Below are 19,177 nucleotides of genomic sequence, written 5' to 3'. Positions count from 1 at the left end.
CGCAATGCCTCCGACTTCCACCGCGCGGCTGCTGTCACCCGAAGAGATCGCCATCCAGGCAGGGCATCAGGTCGCCTTCCTGCGGCTGCCGGAGCGTGCGAGCGTGTTCGCCGAGCGCGCGATGCGGTTGCGACAACGGGCTGCCGGGCATCCGATGCGCGACTTCCTGCTGTTCATCGCGGAGGTCGCCGATGCGCAGCATGCACTGCTGAGTGGCTTTCCGGCGGTGCAGCTTTCCGGCGAACAAGCCATTGAAAGCGCTGCGCGGCGCGGCGTGCCGCCATTGGCCGCTTCGACCTGGCCGCGCGATCCGGCATGGCGAACCGGCCTCCGGCAACTGCTCGATGCGCTGATGCCTCGCCTGGCCGACAGTCCCGCGCTTGCGACCGTGCAATTGCTGCGCGAAGCGGGCGACGACTGGATCGAGCAGCAAGCCGGGCGACTGCTCGGCGGCGTCATGATGGATCTCGACCTCGCGGCGGCACCGCTGATCGCCGCCGCCCTGCAGGCCTACTGGACGCATCTCGTGATCTCGACCGATGCCGCGCGCGGCGCGGGCATGCCCAACGCCTTCGGCCGTATTGACGATCCCACCGTGTGCCCCTGCTGCGGCAGCCGGCCGACAGCGAGCATCTCGCGCATCGGTGCGGAGGCGTCCGGCTACCGCTATCTGCACTGCGCGCTGTGCAGCACGCAATGGCACATGGTGCGCATCAAATGTTCGCACTGCCTGAGCACCAAGGGCATCCACTACCAGTCGCTGGCGCAGCGCGATGCCGTGCCGGATGATGATGCGGCGCCGGGCGCGCAACCGGTTGTCGAAGCCGAAACCTGCGATTCCTGCGGCCACTACCTCAAGATCGTGCACATGGAACGCGACCACAACGTCGAACCGGTGGCCGACGATCTCGCGACGCTGACGCTGGATCTGCTCGTCTCGGAAGCGGGTTTCGAGCGCCACGGCGTGCAGATGCTGCTGCTGTTCGGCGATTCCGATCCGCCTCAGGGCGGCGGTGGAGGCTCAGGTTGATGCCGGCGCCCGAAGAGTCCGTGGTCCACGGCTCGAAGGCCCACCCAGCGGAGCTGCCTTCAGTCGACAAAGTCTTGCGCCTGCCCGAGGCGGAGGTGCTGCGTGCAGCGCACGGGCACACCCTCGTGGCAAGCGAGACGCGCGGGCTGCTTGACGATCTTCGCGCGCAAGCGGTGGCGGGAACGCTCGATCGCTCCGCGGTCGCTTCGCAGGCGCTCGCCAAGGCCCTCGCTGCGCGCATCGAAGCGCGCCTCGCGCCCCGGCTGCGCGCGGTGATCAATCTCACCGGCACGGTCATCCACACCAATCTCGGCCGCTCACTGCTCGCCGATGCCGCCCTGCAGCGGCTGCTCGGCCTGATGAGCGCGCCGAACAATCTCGAATACGACCTGGATTCGGGTGGCCGCGGCGATCGCGATTCGCTGATTGAAGAGCTGCTCTGCGAGATCACCGGCGCTGAGGCCGCAACGGTTGTCAACAACAATGCGGCGGCCGTGCTCCTGACGATCGCGGCCCTCGCACGCGGACGCGAAGTGGTGATCTCGCGGGGCGAACTGGTGGAGATCGGTGGCGCTTTCCGGATGCCCGACGTGATGGCGAGCGCCGGTGCGCGCATGGTCGAAGTCGGTACCACCAACCGCACGCATCCGGCCGACTACGAACGGGCCATCGTGCCGGAGACCGCACTCGTGATGAAGGTGCACACCAGCAACTACCTGGTGCAGGGCTTCACCGCCGCGGTCGATGAACGCACGCTTGCGCCGATCGTCCATGCGCGCGGCGTGCCGCTCGCGACCGACCTCGGCAGCGGATCGCTGGTCGATCTGGCGCACTACGGCCTGCCGCGTGAGCCGCTGCCGCAGGAGATGCTCGCGGCCGGTTGCGACGTCGTGACCTTTTCCGGCGACAAGCTGCTCGGTGGTCCGCAGGCGGGGCTGATCGTCGGAACCCGCGATGCCGTCACGCGCATTCGCAAGTTCCCGATGAAGCGCGCATTGCGACTCAGCAAACTTCCGCTCGCGGCGCTGGAGGCCACGCTGTCGCTCTATCTGCGTCCGGAGCGGCTGGCGCAGGATCTGCCGACGCTGCGCCTGCTCACCCGGCCTGTGGCGGCCATCGAGGCGCAGGCGCGAGCGCTTCGGCCGAAGCTCGCTGAAGCACTCGCGCCGCGCTTCGCAGTCGAAGCGGTCCCGCTGCAAGGGCAGATCGGCTCCGGGTCGCTGCCGGTGGAGCGGCTTGCCTCGGCGGGGCTCGCGATCGCACCCACCAGCAGCCAGCGCCGTGGCGTCGGTTCGGCGCTCGATGCGCTTGCTGCGGCGTTGCGCGGCCTGCCGCTGCCGGTGATCGGACGCATCGCCGACGACCGCCTTCTCCTCGACCTTCGCTGCCTGGAAGACACGGCGGCCTTCGAAGCGCAGCTGTCCGCGCTGCGCGATGCACTGAAATGATCGTCGGCACCGCAGGCCACATCGACCACGGCAAGACCGCGTTGGTGCGCGCGCTGACCGGTGTTGATACCGACCGCCTGCCGGAAGAGAAGCGACGAGGCATCTCCATCGAACTCGGCTATGCCTATCTCGACGTGCCGGGTGGTCCGGCCGGCGAACGCATCGCCTTCGTCGATGTGCCCGGCCACGAAAGGCTCGTGCGCACGATGCTCGCGGGTGCCACCGGTATCGACTTCTGCCTGTTGCTCATTGCGGCCGATGACGGCGTGATGCCGCAGACGCGCGAACATCTCGCGATCTTCAGTTTGCTCGGTCTCGCGCGCGGCCTTGTGGTTGTCACGAAGAACGATCGCGTGCCGACCGCGCGCGTCGCCGAAGTTCGTGCGCAGGCGGTCGCGTTGCTGGTGGGCACTCCACTTGCCGGTGCTGAGGTGCTCGAGGTGTCCTCGCTCACTGGCGCCGGCATCGATGCGCTGCGCGAGCGCCTGTTCGATGCGGCGCGCGCGACGGCGCAGCGGGAGGATCCTGGGTTGGAGTTTCGTCTCGCGGTGGATCGGGTGTTCACGCTGGATGGCGTCGGCACCGTGGCGACCGGCACGGTGCATGCGGGCCGCGTCACCGTAGGCGACGAACTCGAAAAGGCACCATCGGGCACGGCGGCGAACGCGCGCGTGCGCAGTCTGCACGCGCAGAACCGTCCTGTTCAATCGGCGCGAGCGGGAGAGCGCTGCGCCGTCGCTGTTGCCGGCATCGCGCACGACGCACTGGTGCGCGGTCAGTGGCTGGTGGCGCGAGGATGCGGCATTTCGACGCGTCGGCTCGATGTCCTGCTGACGCTGTGGCATGACGAAGAGAAGCCGTTGCGCTCCGGCACCCCCGTGCATGTGCACGTCGGGTCGGCGGATGTGCTGGGGACCGTCGCGATATTGCGGCTACTCGATCAGCCCGCTGCTTCGGAGTTGGACGTGCCGCTCGGCCCCGGGGCTTCGGCGTGGGTGCAGTTGGTGTTGCGCACGCCGATCGCTGCCTGGCACGGCGATCGCGTGGTACTGCGCGACAACGCGGCGGCGCGCACGCTGGCGGGCGGCCGGGTGCTGGATCCCTTCGCGCCGGTGCGCCATCGCCGTACTCCGCAGCGTTTCGACGAACTCGCGGCGTGGTCGCGGGAAGATGCGGCGTCGCGGCTGGAAGGCCTGATCGCGGCATCGCCCGACGGTGTCTCGGTCCGGCACTGGGCGCTGGCGGAAGGCTTGCTGCCCGATCGCGTGCCTCCGCTGACGGAGGGCGGCGTGCAGATCCACGACGCTGCAAGCGGCGACTGGGTCGTTGGCGCCGGCCATGCCGCCGCGGTGCGCAGAAACGTGCTCGAAACGCTCGCCGCCTTTCATGCGCGCGAGCCCGATGCGCTCGGTCCGGACGCTGCGCGCTTGCGGCGACTCGCCGCACCCAGGCTGCCGGATGCGCTCTGGCGTGGCATGTTGTCGACGCTGCGGGAAGCCGGTGCGGTGGTGTTGCGCGGCGCGTTCGTGCACCTCCCCGAGCACGCGCTGAAGCTCTCGGCGAGCGACGAGCGGATCGCGCAGAAGATCCTGCCCTTGATGAGCGAGGCCGGCTTCGAAGGGAGCTGGGTGCGCGATCTTGCGAAGGACCTGCACGAGCAGGAAGCTGCGCTGCGCACCACGCTCGCGCGGCTCGCACAGAGTGGCTCGCTGCATCAGGTCGTGAGAGACCTCTACTTCACGCAGGACTGCGTCGCGCGCCTTGCCGGACTGGCGCGCGGACTGGCTGGCGACGCGGAAGGCACGCTGAGCGCCGCGCGTTTTCGCGATGCGACGGGGCTCGGGCGCAAGCGGGCGATCCAGGTGCTCGAATACTTCGACCGGATAGGATTGCTGCGTCGCGTCGGCGACCTGCACCGCGTGCGCAGCGACACCACGCTTTTCGAACAGGGGACGCCATGAAGCACGCCTGGCGCCCCGGTGCGGAGATCCATTCGGAGGGGAGACGTCCCTGGTGGGACGGCCGGGCTTCAAACCCGGTGGTCGGCGCCACGCGCCGATGGGTGGGTTCGACTCCCACGCTCCTCCGCCCTCGATTCGCCAGGAACGCCGCATGAAGACGGACGGCCTGGGCTTTCCACGGGACTTGCACTACCTCGTCGAGCACGACGTCTGGGCTCGTTTGCACGGCGATGGAACGGCCACCGTCGGGATCACCTCGCTGGGCATCAAGCTCTCGGGCGAGATCTACATGTGTCGCGTGAAGCCGGTCGGCTCCGAAATCGCGCAGGGGCGCGCCATCGCCGTGGTGGAACTCGCGAAGGCGATCATGTCGGTCAAGTGCGCGATGTCCGGGGTTGTGCTCGCGGTCAACTCGAGGCTGGAAGACGAGCCCGAACTCATCCATCGCGATCCCTATGGCGAAGGCTGGCTCGCGCGGCTGCGGCTCGTCGATCCCGGCGCCGATCGCGGTCGCCTCATGAATGGCGACGACGTGCACGAGGCCATGGCGCGCCACGCGGCCGCGTTCGATCAAGAATGACGGCATGAACGAGAGCATGGGCAGCGCGGCAGATCGACAGGCGGCGGGCGTGGCGATCCTTCTCTGGGCCAGCGAGCCCGAGGCGCCGCATCGACTGGTCACGCCTTTCTTCCACGCGGCCGCAGCGGCCGCCTTCGACCTGCCGGTGGAGATCTACTTCACCGCGCGCAGCGTGTTGCTGCTGCGGCCCGGCGTTGCGGCATCGCTGCGCGCGGCGAACCATCCGAAGACCGTCTACGACGCGATGCAGGAGGCCGCGCGGCACGGCGCGGTGTTCTATGCCTGCACGGATGCGCTGGAAGCCGCGGGACTGGCCAATGCCGAGCTTGTTCCCGAATGCACGCGCCGTGGCGGCGCGGTCCAGTTCATGGAGCGCGCAGCGGACCTGCACTGGCGCACGCTGGTTTTCTAGGGCCATTGGTCAGAGGCGGCTCAGCGCGCGGTTGTAGTATTCGCGCCAATCACCATGTTCGAGGCCTTTGTCATCGTCGCTCGCGAGGCGGGCGAGCTGCTCCTGATTCTTCTCGCCCTGTCGCATGCCGCGCGCCGCGGAGGGCGCCCCGAACTCATGCGGTCGGCCTACGCCGGCGTTGCCGCCGGCTTCGCAGGGGGCTGGGCGCTGGTCGGCGCGCTGCCGCCTTCGGGGATGAACGAGTGGCTCGACATCGGCCTGACTTTCGGCTTCGGCCTGACGTTGGCGCTGGTGTCGAGCGGAACGATGGCCTCGCTGGCCCGCGTCGACGCACAGGCCGGCGAATGGCTCGACGACTGGATTTCGCATCGCTGGGCGGGCCTCGCCGTGTTCCTCTTTGCCGGCTTCAGCGCCTTGCGGGAGACGCTCGAGGCACTGGTGCTGATCCGGTTCATCTCCGCGCAGGAGCCTTCGTCGGACGTGGCCCTGGGTGTCGCGCTTGGGCTGATCGCGTGTGCGTTGCTGGCTGTGGTCTGGCGCGCGATTGCCGGACGCCGGGGCACACGCTGGTCGTTCAGGCTGTCTGCAGTGATCCTTTTCGTGCTGGGCGCGCAGATGATGATCGAGGCGGTGGCCGAGACGCTGATGCGCGGCGCCGGCGGCTCGATGTTCACCCGCGTGGGCTACGCGCTGCTGCCGTATCTGGAAAACGGCGATCGCTACTGGATGCTTTGCGTGTTGCTCGCGCTCATCCCGCTGACGCTCTGGACGCGGGACTGGCTGCGAAAGGTGGGCCGCTGACCCCTGTCAGCCGTGTAGCGGTACGCCGCAGAACCGGCACACGCCGGCATCGTGATCGTGCCCGGCGTGGCGCGCACGGCCGGCCACGCAATAGACGCTGCGCGGGCGGCCGTCGTGCGGCGCCCAGTGGCGCTCGATGGCGCGGGCCTCTTCGAGCACCTTGAGCGCGCGATAGAGCTTGGACATGACCATCGCATTGCCGTTGGCCAGCAGCGCTCTGTAGATCGCGTTGACGTCCGCGAAATCCTCTTCCATTTCGATGAGCGTGTGCAGCAGCGTGGCATGCACCATGCCGACACGCCGCGCGCTCGTCGGCCCGAGCTGCGCGCGGATTTCCTGGATCAGTTCGCTCGTCGACGCGGCACCTGCGGCGGCGAAGGATCGCGTCGATGCGGCTGCAGTGTGGTTCATGGTTTCAGGCATGCATTCCATTCCGACCCGCGAGGTCCGGCGGGCCCAATCTACTATCGATAGTAGGACGACAGCGTACTACTTTTAATTTGGCCATCCAGGGGGGAAAGCCTGTTGTATTTTTTCGTCAGCTTCATGAACGGTAGGTGTACAGACTGCTACTCGAATCTTTCAAAATGTATACTTTGCGCCGATTCATCCGGCGAGCCAGTTCACTCGTGAATAGCCAGCCTTCCACCTACGCGCGGCGTATGTCGCGTATTCATGGAGGCCAAATTGGCTCGTATCTCTCGCCGTCGGAAGGCGGCTCCACGTCCTTCGTCCGTCAGGGCATCGTCAGCGTCAGCACCCGCATCGCGCTCGCCGCTGTCCGTTGAAACCACCGCTTTCCCGCTCGGCGCGCTGATGCTGGCCGCCTCGGTCAGCAGCTGGGCGCAGTCGAACACGGGCGGCGACGCACCGACGCTCGGCACGGTCACGGTCACCGACCAGGCCGACATCCAGGGTCGCGACCAACTCCAGACCACTCGCACCAACATCGGCCGGGGCACGCAGGACATCCGCGACATCCCGCAGTCCCTGAACGTCATCACCGAAAAGCTGATGAACGACGCCAAGCTCGACACGCTGAAGGAAGCCCTGCACTACTCCGCGGGCATCACCTTCGCCGCGACCGAGAACGGCACCGACCAGGACATCCGCCTGCGCGGCTTCCCGGTGGCGACGGTGGGCGACCTGCTCATCGACGGCATGCGCGATCCGTCGCAGTACGACCGTGACACCTTCAACCTCGACCGCATCGAAGTGCTGCGTGGTTCGGCATCGATGATCTTTGGCCGCGGGTCCACCGGCGGCGTGATCAACCAGGTCAGCAAGAAGCCGCTTCTCGCGGACCAGACCGACATCGTCGGCACCGTCGGCTCGCGCGACTTCTATCGCACCACGATCGACATGAACAAGCGTGTCGGCGAAGACTCGGCATTCCGCATCAACGGCATGTGGAACAACGCCGACAACGGCGGCGCGAAGATCGACAAGTACGGCATTGCGCCGTCGTACAGCTGGGGCATCGGCACGCGCGACGAGTTCAGCGTCGGCCTGTTCTATCTCGACGTGGACAACGTGCCCATGGCCGGCACGCGCTACCTGTCCAACGGCACCTTCGCCAACGGCGTGGCGCAAAGCACGATCCCGAACCTCGCACCGGGCGCGTTCTATGGCGCGGCGACCGACTACCTGCGCGGCAAGGCGCAATACGGCAACGCTTCGTGGAACCACACCTTCGACGACGGTGGCCAGATTCGCACCCAGGTTCGCAGCGGTACCTTCGAGCGCTCGCAGTGGGGCACGACCGCGAGCTTCTGCAACTCGTCGCCGATCGTGAGCGGCAACAGCGTCACATGCCGCACGCCCACCACTGCGGCCAATCTGTCGCCGTTGACCTATGTGTACGGTCAGGGCCTGGCGCCGCGCAGCGATGAGTACAAGGGCACCTACCTGCAGAGCGACTACAGCAACACCTTCAACTGGGGTGGCATGAAGCACGAAGTTCTGACCGGTGCGGACTGGGCGGACGAGTCTGCCGACCGCTACACCGCGTACGGCACTGTCGGTACCAACTACTTCAAGGGCATCACGCGTGTCGGCCTGGCCAACCCCGGCTGGTACGCCGCGCTGTCGCCGACCTATCGCAAGACCACGGACTACTCGGCCAACAACTTCGGCTTGTACTTCCAGGATCTGGTGCAGGTTGCCCCGGACTGGAAGCTGCTCGGCGGCGTCCGCTGGGACAGCTTCGACGGCGACTTCCGCCAGATCAGCTATGCCAACACCAATGCCGTCGTGCCGAACGCTGTCGCGAAGACGAGCATGTCGGACTCGGTGTGGAGCTACCGCGCGGGCGTGCTGTACCAGCCGTCGCCGACGCAGTCGTACCACCTGTCGTACAGCACGTCGTTCAACACCGCGGCCGACACGTACCAGTACGTGACCCCGCAGAACGCGAACACGCCGCCGGAAGAAAGCCGCAACATCGAACTCGGTGCCAAGCTCGACTGGCTCGACGGCAAGCTGTCGACCCGCGCTGCGCTGTTCCGCACTGAAAAGTTCAACGAGCGGACCACCGACTCCGACTTCGCCGGCACCAGTTACCTGCTGTCGGGCAAGCGCCACTCGCAGGGTCTGGAACTCGAAGTCGTCGGTCGCCTGACGCCGCAGTGGGAGATCTACGCTTCGTACGCCTACATCCCCGACGCCAAGATCGACAAGGCCGGCAGCACGCAGGCGAACATCGTCGGCTCGCGCGTCGGCCTCACGCCGGAGCACAGCGGCGCGGTGTGGGTCAGCTACCAGGCCACGCAGAAGTTCCGCACGGCCGTCGGCATCCGCGGTGCATCGGAGAACCGTCCGCTGCAGGGCACGACCGGCGCGGCCTCGACGACTGCTTACGTTCCCGGCTATGTGGTGGGCGATCTCATGTTCGAATACAAGTTCACCCCGGACGTCTACGCACAGCTCAACGTGACCAACTTCACCAACAAGCTCTACGGCGACCAGTTGTATCCGGGCTTCGTCATCTCCGGCGCCCAGCGGACCTACCAGGCGACCGTCGGAGTGCGTTTCTAAGAGAGTCGAACCATGCTGCTGCACGTCCGTGAAGTGCTCACCCGCGACGAGGTCGCGCAAGCTCGCAAGATCCTGGCGGGTGCACCCTGGGAGGACGGACGGCTGACAGCCGGCGAGCAGTCCGCGCGCGCAAAGAACAATGAACAGTTGCGCGAGGACTGCGACGAGACCCGCGCCGTGCAGCAACTGCTGCTGCGCGGACTCGAGCGCCACCAGATCTTCTTCTCGGCGGCGCTGCCCAAGCAGATCTCGCCGCCGTTGTTCAACCGCTATGGCGGCGAGGCCAACAGCTTCGGCAATCATGTCGACAGCGCGGTGCGCTTTCTGCGCAACGGTGCGGGCCGCGTGCGCACCGATGTCTCGTGCACCGTCTTCCTGAGCGATCCCGACGAGTACGACGGCGGCGAGCTCATCGTCGAGGACACCTTTGGCGAGCAGCGCGTCAAGCTGCCCGCGGGCGACATGGTGCTCTATCCGGGCACCAGTGTTCATCGCGTGCTCCCGGTCTCGCGCGGCCATCGCGTCGCGAGCTACTTCTGGATCCAGAGCATGATCCGCAGCGACGAGCAGCGCAGGCTGCTCTTCGACATGGACAACCACCTGCGACACCTCCGCAGCACCGTCGGCGAGACCGATCCCGGTGTGATCGGCCTCACGAGTACCTATCACAACCTGCTGCGCATGTGGCTCGACGTCTGAGCGACGGCGCGCGGCTCCCTTCTTTCAAGGTCATTCCAATGCACACATCCCTCATCACCAAGACCGCCTTCGCGGCGCTGGCGCTTTGCCTTGCAGGCGGTGCCGCCGCGCAGTACGTCAATCACGACAGCGTGAAGTGCGAGGCCATTCCCAAGGAAGAAATGAAGCCCCAGATGGAGCTTCAGCGCAAGCTGACCAGCGAAGGCTGGAAAGTGCGCCAGGTGAAGAATTTCAACGGCTGCTACGAGGTCTATGGCTTCGACGGCACCGGCAAGCGGGTGGAAGCCTTCTTCCACCCCAAGACCTTCGAAAAGGTCGGCGAAGTCAAGCAGCCCGATTGAGCGACCGCCGATGACGCCATCGCGCGACATGGTCCGTGTGTGGGACCCCGCGCAGCGGATCCTCCACTGGGGCCTCGTGATCTCGGTCGCGCTGGCCTGGTGGGCCGGTGAAGACCGGCTCGCGCTGCACGTGCGGGTGGGCTACGTGGCCCTCGCGATCGTCGCGGCGCGCATCGTCTGGGGCCTGTTCGGAAGCCGGCATGCGCGCTTCTCGGATTTCGTTTTCGGGCCGCGCGAGGTGCTCCGCTACACGAAGCGAATCGCGCGCGGGCGGGAAGAGCGCCACATGGGCCACAACCCGCTGGGCGGCTGGATGGTGGTGGCGCTGCTCGCGTGCATCGCCGTCGTCTGCGTTTCGGGCTTTCTCTACACCACGGATGCCTTCTGGGGCGTCGAATGGGTCGAAGAGACGCATCGCGTGTCGGCCTGGACGCTCGTGGGGCTGATCGCGGCGCATGTAGCGGGTGTGATCTTCACCAGCATTCGCCACCGCGAGAACCTCGTGGCCGCCATGTTCAGCGGACGCAAACCGGTCTCGACACAACGGCCGGATCACTAGCACGACGCGCAGCCTGCGGGTCGTTCAATTCCTCGTCTTTTCCGGGCATTAACATTGGGGCCTGTTTGCGAGGAGCATTTCTGTGGCGATGACTGACGACCAGATCATGAAGGTGGTGGACCGGGCGGTCGACTGCTTTCAGGGCGACCTGAATGATCTCGAGAGCGCCATCGGCATGCTGCTCATCGGGCGGCACTACGGCTGGCGCGTGGTCTTCCTGATCCACAGCCCGGCCACCATCCGCAAGTACACCAAGCTGCTCGGCCTCAAGAACCTGCGGGACGTGCTCCCGGAAGTCGGCGTACTCGCGCACCGGTCCAACGCCTGGCGGCTGCTGGACGACGGCAAGAACTTCTGGAAGGTCGTGCGCGGGCAGATCGCCGGCATCCGCAGCTCGAAGGCCGAGCCGCCGCGCTAGGGCTGTGCCGACGCCAGCCCGCGCCGCGTTCCGGCGTTGCCGCGTCGCTGGGCGCGGCGAACCATCCGAAAACCGTCTCTGACGCAATGCGGTGGGCGGCGCAGCACGGCGCGGTCTTCCATGCCTGCTCCGATGCACTTGAAGCCGCGGGACTTTTCGATGTAGAACTCATCCCGGAATGCACGCAGCGCGGAGGTGCGGTGCAGTTCAGTTCATGCACACCTGTACCCGATCCACCCACCTGTGAGGAGACATCGCATATGCAACGCCGCCGCTTCCTCTGCCTGTCTGCCGCCACGCCGCTGCTCGGCATCGGTACCCTTCCCGCCATCGCTTCGGCGGGGAGTCTGCCTGCCAGCGATGGCTTGCGAGGCTACGACGTCGTCACGACCGTCGATCTCGGCGAACGTACCGGTCTGGGCCGCGTGTGGGTGCCGCTGCCGGCTCAACAACTCGTCGACTCCTCGGGCGCGTATCAGCGCCTGGTCGATACCCGGTTCGACGCCCCTGGCGCCCGGCAGGCCAAGGTGGTCGCAGGTCATGCCGGTGCACGCATGCTGATGGTGGAGTGGACCGATCCCGATGCGCCCCAGCAACTCACGCTGACCAACCGCGTGATGCTGCGCGACCGGGCCGTCGATCTTGGCGCGAACCCGAAGGCCGGCACCGCGACCGCAGAGCAGCTTCGGCCGTGGCTGCGCGCCAGCGAGTACAAGCCGCTGGATGGAATCGTGGCCGATACGTCGCGAAAAATCGTGCGCGACGCCGATGCGAAGACCGATGTCGAGAAAGCCCGGGCGATCTATGACTGGATCGTTGCCAACTGCCATCGCGAAGGAAGCGTTCGCGGCTGCGGTACGGGCGATGTGAAGGTCTTGCTCACCAGCGGCAATTTCGGAGGCAAGTGTGCCGATCTCAACGGCCTGTTCGTCGCGTTGGCCCGCGCAAGCGGTGTGCCTGCGCGCGACGTCTACGGCGTGCGTGTGGACGACTCGGCGCACGGCTATGCGAGCCTGGGCAAGAGCGGAGACATCACGCGAGCGCAGCACTGCCGAGCCGAGTTCTACGCCCAGGGCTATGGCTGGGTGCCCGTGGACCCGGCCGACGTGCGCAAGGTCATGCTGGAGGAGGTCAAGGGAGGTCTGCCCGCGACCGATGCCCGCGTACGTGCCGCCAATGCAATGCTGTTCGGTGCGTGGGAGATGAACTGGCTGGGCTACAACAGTGCGGAGGATGTGCGCCTACCCGGCAGCAGCCAGACGATGCCAGTCGCTTTTCTGATGTACCCGAATGGAGAGACGGCCAAGGGCCGCCTGGACAGCCTGGATCCCGCCACGTTCCGATACGGAATCCAGTCGCGTCGCGCTGCCTGAGCGTCTTCGACGCGTGATGCCGTTGCACGTGCCGCGCCGCCGCGTATTGCTGCTTGCCGGCGTTGCGATGGCCACGGGCGCAACGGCGGTCGCCGAGGTGCCGAACTCCCTGATGCCGTGGCGCCCCGCCAAGGCGCCCGGGCTGCGCGTCGTCGATCTGCAAACGGAGCAGCCACGGAGCCTGGCCGACTTCGCAGGCCATGTGCTCATCATCAATTTCTGGGCGACATGGTGCGGACCCTGCCGCGTGGAACTCCCATCGCTGAACGCCGTCGCAGACCGCTATGCGGACCGCGGCCTTCGGCTTCTCGCAGTCAACCATGGCGAGATGCCGGAGCGGGTTCGCCGCTTTCTGGGCGAAGTACCCATTCATGGCACCGTGCTGCTCGACCGCAGTCTGGAGCAACTGCGGGCCTGGGGCGCTCGAGGATTGCCGGCGAGCTTCGTGCTCGATGCAAAAGGCCGGCCGCGGTATTCGGCGACGGGGGAGATCGATTGGCTTTCGCGACAAGTGTCGGACTCCATCGAAGCCATCGTCAGTGCACGATAGGTTCCGCAGCGACATCGGTCGCCATAATGACCGACGCACTCCAGAAAGCCTTTCATGAACGATCGAAGCCTGAACACCTCGTCGTCGCCGCCGGCAGCGCCCGCGCTGCGGCTCACCAGTTTTTCGCACGGCGGCGGCTGCGGCTGCAAGATCGCCCCCGGTGTGCTGTCCGAGATCCTCCAGAAGAGCGGCAGCGGCCTGATCCCACCCGAACTGCTGGTAGGCATCGAGACGGCCGATGACGCCGCCGTCTACAAGCTCAACGACGAGCAGGCACTGATCGCCACCACCGATTTCTTCATGCCGATCGTCGACGACCCCTTCGACTTCGGCCGCATTGCCGCGACGAACGCGATCAGCGATGTCTACGCGATGGGTGGCACGCCGATCATGGCGCTCGCGCTGGTCGCGATGCCGGTCAACCAGTTGCCGCTGGAGGTCATCGGCGAAGTGGTGCGCGGCGGCCAGGCGGTGTGCCGCGAGGCGGGCATCCCGATCGCGGGCGGCCACACCATCGATTCGGTCGAGCCGATCTACGGCCTCGTGGTGATGGGACTGGTGCATCCCAAGCGCCTGAAGCGCAATGCCGATGCGAAAGCGGGCGACGTGCTCATCCTCGGCAAGCCGCTTGGCGTGGGCGTGCTGTCGGCGGCGCTCAAGAAGGAGAAGCTCGATGCCGAAGGCTATTCCCAGCTCATCGCCAACACCACGAGGCTGAACAAGCCCGGCACTGCGCTGGCGGCGCTCGATGGCGTGCATGCGCTGACCGATGTCACCGGCTTCGGCCTCGCCGGCCATACGCTGGAGGTGGCGCGCGGGGCGGGCCTGCGCGCCGTGATCGACTGGGCGAAGGTGCCGCTGCTGTCGAACGTCGCCGCGATGGCTGCCGACGGCTTCGTGACCGGCGCTTCGGGCCGCAACTGGGCCGGCTATGGCGCGGAGGTGCAGCTCGACCCAGCACTTGCGCCGGTCGTGCGCGATCTCGTGACCGATCCGCAGACCTCGGGCGGCCTCCTCGTCAGCTGCGCACCGGACAGCGTGCAGGAAGTGCTGGCCCTGTTCCGCGCGCAGGGCTTCGACGGCGCCGCCGTGATCGGCCGCATGGAAGAAGGACAGGGCCTGCGCGTGGCCGTCTAGTCGCCTAGCGCCGGGCGGCCTCGCGCACGCTCACCAGCGCGATGCCCGCGAGCACCAGCACGCTGCCGGCGACAAAGGTCGCCTCGATCGACTCGCCCAGCAGGCCGACGCCGAGCACCACGCCAAACAGCGGCGTGAGGAACGAGAACACGCCGAGGCGCGAAGCCAGATAGCGGCGCAGCAGCCAGAACCACGTCAGGAAGCTCGCGAACGACACCACGAGGCTCTGGAAGCCGAAATGCGCCCAGACGATCGCGGACGGCTCGAAGTGCCACTGCCCCGTGAGCCACGCTGCTGGCAGCAAGAGCACGAACGCGCCGAGCAACTGATAGGACAACGTCTCGGTTGCAGGGGCCGTACTCAGCGACGAGCAGCGGATCGTGACCGTCGTTGCACCCCATGCGATGCCTGCCAACAACGCAAGGCCGTCTCCGAGCAGCGCCCGGCGATCCACGTGGTCCCATGAGGCGCCATCGCCACCCATGAAGGCCAAGGCGATGCCCGCGAAGGCCAGCGCGATGCCGGCCATCTGCCGCGTGCCGAGCCGCTCGGCCGGCAAGCGCAGATGCAGCCCGAGCGCGGCGAAGATCGGCGCGCTGTAGAGGAACACGACCACGTGCGACGCTGCGGTCATCCGAAGCGCCTCGGCCACCAGCAGGTATTCGATGGCAAACAGCGCACCGACCGCGATGCCAGGCCTCCAGCGTCCGGCACCCGGCATCTCGCCGCGGCGATGCATGAGTACCGCGAGCAGAAGCAGCGCCACTGCGGAGCGCAACGCCACCATCAGCATGGGGCTGGCCTGGTCGGCAATGGCCTTCAGGGAAATCTGCTGCAGGCTCCAGGTCAGGCTGAGCAGCGTCATCACGCCGACCGCACGGGAATCGAGCTGGCCGGGCGTCGTGGTGCGATGGGAGGCTGTCGGAAGCGTGGTCAGGGAGTTCATGGTGACCGTACTGTGCCGCGCGAAGCCCAAGGCGAAAAGCGCATAATTTTTCTGCGACCCATTCGCCAATCGAATACATCAGGAAGAACCCATCCATGCAGGACTTGCAGATCGACTGGTTGAAGAGCTTCGTCGCGGCCGTCGACGCGGGCTCACTCTCGAGCGCTGCGCCCGAGGTCCATCGCTCGCAGTCGGCGGTGAGCATGCAGATCAAGAAGCTCGAATCGGCAACCGGATACCGGCTGCTGGTGCGTGGCGCGCGTCAGCTCCAGCTCACGCACGAAGGGCAGACGCTGCTCGGCTATGCGCGCCGCATGCTCGATCTGCACGCGGAGGCGCAGGCGGCGCTGCAGGGGGATTCGCTCTCCGGTGTCGTGAAGCTCGGCGTTCCGGACGACTATGCGAGCCGCTATCTCACACCCGTGCTCAAGCGATTCGCGCCGCGCCACGGCGGTGTTGAGATCCAGCTCGATTGCGAGCAGTCGACAGAGCTGATTCCGCGCGTGGCCCGTGGCGATCTCGACCTTGCGCTCGTGTCGCGCGACCACCCGCGGCGCGGCACGCTGCTTTTCCACGAGCCGATGGTGTGGGTCGGCTCCGCGCAGTTCGACATCTGGCGCCGCGACCCGTTGCCCATCGCGGTGTACGAGGCAGCGAGCCTCGGTCGACGCAGCGCGATCAACTCACTCGCGCTGCAAGGCCGTCCCTACAAGGTGGTCTACAACAGCTCCAGCCTTGCGGGCCAGATCGCTGCCGTTGAAAGTGGCCTCGCCGTCGCAGCACTCACGCAATGCAGCGCGCCACCGCATCTGCTCACGTTGGGGCTCGATCATGGGCTGGGTCCGATGCAACCGATGGAAGTTGCGCTCTACCGCAGCCAGGCTTCGCGCGGCTCGAAGGCTGTGGACAGCCTGCATCGAATGCTTCTGCAGACGCTGCGGTCGCCGCTGCAGGGTTAGCGGTTCTCCAGCCGGTTGTAGTCGAGGATGCCGGCGGTCGACGGTTGCGCACTCGCATAGGCTGCGTGCAGCGCATCGCTGAAGGCCCAGAAGCCCGGATCGGTGCGCCGCACCGCAAAGCGTTCAGCAAAGGCCGTGTAGTCCGCTTCCGATCCGAGGCCGGCAAGTGCTGCGGTGAAAGCCGGCAGGTCGCGCACCTGCACGCGGTAGAAGGCATTCGGATAGGCACCCAGCACACCGGGCACCACGGTCAGCGTGTTTTCGTCGGGACGCAGTTGCGCCTTCTCGCGCAGGAAGTACGACACCGAGTTGTGGCCGGTGTCGCGCAGCAGGCTGAACCAGCGTGTGGGCCGGCCGGGCGATTCCACGGCGAGGATGCTGGTCTCGTTGGCCCATGAGAGCGACGCGCCGTGCACCGCCGCGAGCTTCAGCAGTTGCGCTCGCAGCGCGGCATCGGGCTCGCTGTCCAGCCCGGGAAACTGATTGCGCGCCAGCGGTGCCATGCGCTGCTCGAGCATGCCGAGCAACTCGGTCTTGGCATCGGCGTTCCGGTAGCGGATGCCGCTGTCGGCATCCAGTCGCGCGGGGCCGCCATACACCTGCTGCCGCGTTCTCAGGCTGTCGCCGCGATACCAGGTATCGCGCACCGCTTCGCGCTGGTCCTTCGGCAGCAGGATGAGGAAGTTGAACTCACCCTCCATTCGCAGGAAGTCCATGTACAGGCGCGAGTTGAGCTGGTGGCCGATGTTGCCGTACACGTCGTACAGCGCCACGAGCAGATAGTGGATTCGCTCCAGCAGCGGGTAGCCGATGACCCATGCCGTCTTGGGCGGCTGCTCGCCCACCAGTCCCTTGACGACGCTCGCGCTGTCGAAGTGGCGCATCACCGTGAGCGCTGCGTTGGGATTGCGTTCCGGTCCACCGTTCCAGACCATGTTGAGGTCCACGTGCGCGCCGGCACCGACGCGCTTGGCGAGCGCTTCCGACTTGGCTTCGAGATAGCCCTTCTCCAGGTTCGCATAACGCAGCCAGGGCGAGAGAAGGCCGGTGTTGCTGTTGCCGGTAGGCAGGCGCAGCAGGTCGGCCTCGCCGGCCAACTGGTGCGCCATCGCCTCGTCGTAGCCTTTCGACGGTGCCAGGAAGAAAACCCAGAAGCGGTCGTCGATCACGTCCAGCGCCATCTGGCCGCGGCACACCGGCCCCTTGATGAAGCCCATGATGGTGAACTCGGCCTCGTCCAGCATGAAGCTGTAGCGCGCCGCCACCGGCAGCGCCTCGAAGGTCTTGAAAGGGTTGGCAGCATCCTGCGCGTCGTAGCCCGGAAGGCGGTCGACGACATGGGCGGGTTCGAGGAAGAGCGAGCGCCATCGCGCCATGCGCGCCGCGTCGAGCCGGTAGGGCATGTGCGTCTTGGCGACGATGGTTTCGCGCTCGGGCACCAGCCGGTAGTAAACACGCGGCACGCCGGGGTCGTCCACCGGGCGGCGGGTGGCGATCTCGCGCACCGGCTGGCCGCTCGGCGTGCTGGAGCGCACGAGCTTGAAGTACTGGCGCGCCTTGTCGTCGTCGAAGAAGAGGTGAGCGAGGAACAGGTGCTCATACGCATAGCGCGCGAATAGCTGTTCCTTCAGGCTGTCGCCGTTGAAGAAGCGCTCCCACTGCGCGATGCGCTGCTGCGCGAGAGCTGGCAAAGCGGCGACCGGCTCGGCCGGCGCGCCCTGTTCAAGCCACTTGGCGAGTGAATCGTGCTCGATGCGGGTGAGCCCGGGCAGGCCGAAGGGCATGCCGCCTTGGGGATTGCGCTTCTCGTAGGCGTCGATCTCCGGGCCAGCCGGGCAGGTCTGCGCGCGGTCGATGGAAAAGTCCAGCTCGGCGGGTGCGGTGCCGCTCGTGGGCATCGGATGCTGCTGCTTGAGAGTGAGCAGTCGGTGCATCAGGCCCGCTGTGCGGTTGGCTTCGGGCGTTTGCGTTGCCTGCTCATTGAGCACTGGGAAGAAGCCCTTCTCGCGCCACTCAGAGGCCTTGTCCGCGTCCACGAAGAGCCGCGACGGTTCGGCAGCCAGGAGGCGCGTGGCGTCGTACACCCGCGTCTTGCTCGCGCCGCGCGCAATGCCTTCCCAGCTCGTGGCCTTGAGCTGGCAGGGTGCGTCGTAGCAGGCGTGGCAGACCACGCAGCGCTTGTCGAGGATGGGCTGGATCGTCTGCGTGTAAGACACATCGTTGGCCGCAGGCGGTGGGCGTTGGTCGAAGCGCGTCGGCTGCGCTGGCCCGAACAGGTCGTCGAACTTGCTCCGGTTGGCAAGGGTTGCACAGGCGCTGAGGATCAGCAGGCAGGCCACGAGGGCGAATCGGCGATGTCGCATGGGGGCGGAGTGTGCCCGCTCAGCCGCGCGAACGCGAGGTCGGCCCGAAGTCCACCGGCAGGCTGCCTTCGGACTTCACTTCCCGCAGCACGATCGCCGATCGCACGTGCGTGACGCCGGCCTGCTCGAACAGCGTGGTGTGCAGGAATTTCTCGTAGTGCTTGATGTCCGGCACATGCACCGTGAGGATGTAGTCGGCCGGGCCGGTGGCCGAGACGCAGCGCACGATCGCGGGGCTGGCCTCGACCGCTCTTTCAAAGTCGCGCACCTTCGATTCGTTGTGCCGGTCCAGATTCACCTCGGTCACCGCCGCGAGGTTGAGGCCGACCTTCTCGCGATCGATCACCACCGTGTAGCCGCGAATCACGCCCGCAGCTTCCATCTCCTTGATGCGGCGCCAGCAGGGGGTGGATGAGAGACCGATCTTGTCGGCGATCTGCTGCACCGTCTGGCGGGCGTCGCGCTGCAGTTCGAGCAGGATCTGCATCGAATAGTGGTCAAGAGGAATGGAATCGTCGTTCATGGCTTGATTGGAGAATGAAGTTCTCGCTATGAGGGTCTGTT

19 protein-coding genes and 1 tRNA gene are annotated in these 19,177 nt (G+C 66.7%); 16 read left to right on the top strand and 4 right to left on the bottom strand.

Features of this window, described 5'->3' with window-relative positions:
• Positions 1-4: 4 nt before the first annotated feature.
• The 7 genes from fdhE to FHW64_RS28795 all read left to right on the top strand — a co-directional run bounded on the left by fdhE (position 5) and on the right by FHW64_RS28795 (position 6,232).
• The gene (fdhE, locus tag FHW64_RS28825) at positions 5-1,030 is read left to right on the top strand and encodes a formate dehydrogenase accessory protein FdhE (RefSeq protein ID WP_184531736.1); all 1,026 of its coding nucleotides are present in this window, start codon (positions 5-7) and stop codon (positions 1,028-1,030) included.
• Positions 1,030-2,478: an L-seryl-tRNA(Sec) selenium transferase gene (gene selA, locus FHW64_RS28820; RefSeq protein ID WP_184531734.1), complete on the top strand. Its 1,449-nt coding sequence runs from the start codon at positions 1,030-1,032 to the stop codon at positions 2,476-2,478. Before fdhE ends, selA begins: the two co-directional genes overlap by 1 nt.
• Positions 2,475-4,439 carry a selenocysteine-specific translation elongation factor gene (gene selB, locus FHW64_RS28815; protein ID WP_184531732.1) on the top strand — a complete coding sequence of 655 codons (1,965 nt, stop codon included), beginning with the start codon at positions 2,475-2,477 and terminating at the stop codon, positions 4,437-4,439. Before selA ends, selB begins: the two co-directional genes overlap by 4 nt.
• A gap of 34 nt (positions 4,440-4,473) precedes the next feature.
• A tRNA-Sec gene (locus FHW64_RS28810) sits at positions 4,474-4,566 on the top strand.
• Positions 4,567-4,590: 24 nt separating this feature from the next.
• Positions 4,591-5,019 (top strand): glycine cleavage system protein H, encoded by a 429-nt coding sequence (locus tag FHW64_RS28805; protein WP_184531730.1) that lies wholly within the window; start codon positions 4,591-4,593, stop codon positions 5,017-5,019.
• A gap of 4 nt (positions 5,020-5,023) precedes the next feature.
• Positions 5,024-5,431: a DsrE family protein gene (locus FHW64_RS28800; RefSeq protein WP_260306449.1), complete on the top strand. Its 408-nt coding sequence runs from the start codon at positions 5,024-5,026 to the stop codon at positions 5,429-5,431.
• Between the two features lie 54 nt (positions 5,432-5,485).
• Positions 5,486-6,232 carry a hypothetical protein gene (locus FHW64_RS28795; RefSeq protein WP_184531728.1) on the top strand — a complete coding sequence of 249 codons (747 nt, stop codon included), beginning with the start codon at positions 5,486-5,488 and terminating at the stop codon, positions 6,230-6,232.
• 6 nt (positions 6,233-6,238) lie between these two features.
• Here the strand turns inward: FHW64_RS28795 and FHW64_RS28790 are convergent, their stop codons facing one another.
• Positions 6,239-6,643 (bottom strand): transcriptional repressor, encoded by a 405-nt coding sequence (locus FHW64_RS28790; RefSeq protein WP_184531726.1) that lies wholly within the window; start codon positions 6,641-6,643, stop codon positions 6,239-6,241.
• Between the two features lie 276 nt (positions 6,644-6,919).
• On the opposite strand from FHW64_RS28790, the gene FHW64_RS28785 reads away from it, so the two are divergent.
• The 8 genes from FHW64_RS28785 to selD all read left to right on the top strand — a co-directional run bounded on the left by FHW64_RS28785 (position 6,920) and on the right by selD (position 14,345).
• Entirely contained in the window at positions 6,920-9,268 is a 2,349-nt protein-coding gene (locus tag FHW64_RS28785) for a TonB-dependent siderophore receptor (RefSeq protein ID WP_260306448.1), read from the top strand.
• Between the two features lie 12 nt (positions 9,269-9,280).
• Positions 9,281-9,967, top strand: a complete 687-nt coding sequence (locus tag FHW64_RS28780; protein ID WP_184531722.1) for a Fe2+-dependent dioxygenase — start codon at positions 9,281-9,283, stop codon at positions 9,965-9,967.
• 38 nt (positions 9,968-10,005) lie between these two features.
• Complete coding sequence (locus FHW64_RS28775) at positions 10,006-10,308, top strand: PepSY domain-containing protein (protein ID WP_184531720.1); 303 nt, start codon at positions 10,006-10,008, stop codon at positions 10,306-10,308.
• Between the two features lie 10 nt (positions 10,309-10,318).
• Complete coding sequence (locus tag FHW64_RS28770) at positions 10,319-10,867, top strand: cytochrome b/b6 domain-containing protein (protein ID WP_184531718.1); 549 nt, start codon at positions 10,319-10,321, stop codon at positions 10,865-10,867.
• An 88-nt stretch (positions 10,868-10,955) separates the two neighbouring features.
• Positions 10,956-11,285, top strand: coding sequence for a hypothetical protein (locus FHW64_RS28765; protein ID WP_184531716.1), 330 nt, complete (start codon positions 10,956-10,958; stop codon positions 11,283-11,285).
• A gap of 260 nt (positions 11,286-11,545) precedes the next feature.
• The gene (locus FHW64_RS28760; RefSeq protein ID WP_184531714.1) at positions 11,546-12,658 is read left to right on the top strand and encodes a transglutaminase-like domain-containing protein; all 1,113 of its coding nucleotides are present in this window, start codon (positions 11,546-11,548) and stop codon (positions 12,656-12,658) included.
• A gap of 16 nt (positions 12,659-12,674) precedes the next feature.
• Positions 12,675-13,208 (top strand): TlpA disulfide reductase family protein, encoded by a 534-nt coding sequence (locus FHW64_RS28755; protein WP_184531712.1) that lies wholly within the window; start codon positions 12,675-12,677, stop codon positions 13,206-13,208.
• Positions 13,209-13,262: 54 nt separating this feature from the next.
• Positions 13,263-14,345 (top strand): selenide, water dikinase SelD, encoded by a 1,083-nt coding sequence (gene selD, locus FHW64_RS28750; protein WP_184531710.1) that lies wholly within the window; start codon positions 13,263-13,265, stop codon positions 14,343-14,345.
• Positions 14,346-14,349: 4 nt separating this feature from the next.
• Here the strand turns inward: selD and FHW64_RS28745 are convergent, their stop codons facing one another.
• On the bottom strand, positions 14,350-15,291 hold the full coding sequence (locus tag FHW64_RS28745; RefSeq protein WP_184531709.1) for a DMT family transporter: 942 nt from the start codon (positions 15,289-15,291) through the stop codon (positions 14,350-14,352).
• Between the two features lie 95 nt (positions 15,292-15,386).
• Here FHW64_RS28745 and FHW64_RS28740 point away from each other — a divergent pair, with 95 nt between their 5' ends.
• Positions 15,387-16,250, top strand: a complete 864-nt coding sequence (locus tag FHW64_RS28740; RefSeq protein WP_184531707.1) for a LysR family transcriptional regulator — start codon at positions 15,387-15,389, stop codon at positions 16,248-16,250.
• Here the strand turns inward: FHW64_RS28740 and FHW64_RS28735 are convergent.
• Both FHW64_RS28735 and FHW64_RS28730 read right to left on the bottom strand, forming a co-directional pair.
• Positions 16,247-18,613 (bottom strand): fatty acid cis/trans isomerase, encoded by a 2,367-nt coding sequence (locus FHW64_RS28735; protein WP_184531705.1) that lies wholly within the window; start codon positions 18,611-18,613, stop codon positions 16,247-16,249. The genes FHW64_RS28740 and FHW64_RS28735 overlap by 4 nt on opposite strands.
• Before the next feature lie 19 nt (positions 18,614-18,632).
• Entirely contained in the window at positions 18,633-19,136 is a 504-nt protein-coding gene (locus FHW64_RS28730) for an Lrp/AsnC family transcriptional regulator (RefSeq protein ID WP_184531703.1), read from the bottom strand.
• Between the last annotated feature and the right edge of the window lie 41 nt (positions 19,137-19,177).

This window comes from Variovorax sp. Sphag1AA (assembly GCF_014192575.1).
Taxonomy (GTDB): domain Bacteria; phylum Pseudomonadota; class Gammaproteobacteria; order Burkholderiales; family Burkholderiaceae_C; genus Variovorax.
Note: the sequence above shows the minus strand (reverse complement) of the source record. Positions and strands in the feature narration are given on the sequence as shown.

Bases quoted from the DNA above. Each gene is read 5' to 3' on its own strand.
- fdhE (WP_184531736.1), top strand. From the start codon at position 5: ATGCCTCCGACTTCCACCGCGCGGCTGCTGTCACCCGAAGAGATCGCC.
- selA (WP_184531734.1), top strand. From the start codon at position 1,030: ATGCCGGCGCCCGAAGAGTCCGTGGTCCACGGCTCGAAGGCCCACCCA.
- selB (WP_184531732.1), top strand. From the start codon at position 2,475: ATGATCGTCGGCACCGCAGGCCACATCGACCACGGCAAGACCGCGTTG.
- FHW64_RS28805 (WP_184531730.1), top strand. From the start codon at position 4,591: ATGAAGACGGACGGCCTGGGCTTTCCACGGGACTTGCACTACCTCGTC.
- FHW64_RS28800 (WP_260306449.1), top strand. From the start codon at position 5,024: ATGAACGAGAGCATGGGCAGCGCGGCAGATCGACAGGCGGCGGGCGTG.
- FHW64_RS28795 (WP_184531728.1), top strand. From the start codon at position 5,486: ATGTTCGAGGCCTTTGTCATCGTCGCTCGCGAGGCGGGCGAGCTGCTC.
- FHW64_RS28790 (WP_184531726.1), bottom strand. From the start codon at position 6,643: ATGAACCACACTGCAGCCGCATCGACGCGATCCTTCGCCGCCGCAGGT.
- FHW64_RS28780 (WP_184531722.1), top strand. From the start codon at position 9,281: ATGCTGCTGCACGTCCGTGAAGTGCTCACCCGCGACGAGGTCGCGCAA.
- FHW64_RS28775 (WP_184531720.1), top strand. From the start codon at position 10,006: ATGCACACATCCCTCATCACCAAGACCGCCTTCGCGGCGCTGGCGCTT.
- FHW64_RS28770 (WP_184531718.1), top strand. From the start codon at position 10,319: ATGACGCCATCGCGCGACATGGTCCGTGTGTGGGACCCCGCGCAGCGG.
- FHW64_RS28765 (WP_184531716.1), top strand. From the start codon at position 10,956: ATGACTGACGACCAGATCATGAAGGTGGTGGACCGGGCGGTCGACTGC.
- FHW64_RS28760 (WP_184531714.1), top strand. From the start codon at position 11,546: ATGCAACGCCGCCGCTTCCTCTGCCTGTCTGCCGCCACGCCGCTGCTC.
- FHW64_RS28755 (WP_184531712.1), top strand. From the start codon at position 12,675: ATGCCGTTGCACGTGCCGCGCCGCCGCGTATTGCTGCTTGCCGGCGTT.
- selD (WP_184531710.1), top strand. From the start codon at position 13,263: ATGAACGATCGAAGCCTGAACACCTCGTCGTCGCCGCCGGCAGCGCCC.
- FHW64_RS28745 (WP_184531709.1), bottom strand. From the start codon at position 15,291: ATGAACTCCCTGACCACGCTTCCGACAGCCTCCCATCGCACCACGACG.
- FHW64_RS28740 (WP_184531707.1), top strand. From the start codon at position 15,387: ATGCAGGACTTGCAGATCGACTGGTTGAAGAGCTTCGTCGCGGCCGTC.
- FHW64_RS28735 (WP_184531705.1), bottom strand. From the start codon at position 18,613: ATGCGACATCGCCGATTCGCCCTCGTGGCCTGCCTGCTGATCCTCAGC.
- FHW64_RS28730 (WP_184531703.1), bottom strand. From the start codon at position 19,136: ATGAACGACGATTCCATTCCTCTTGACCACTATTCGATGCAGATCCTG.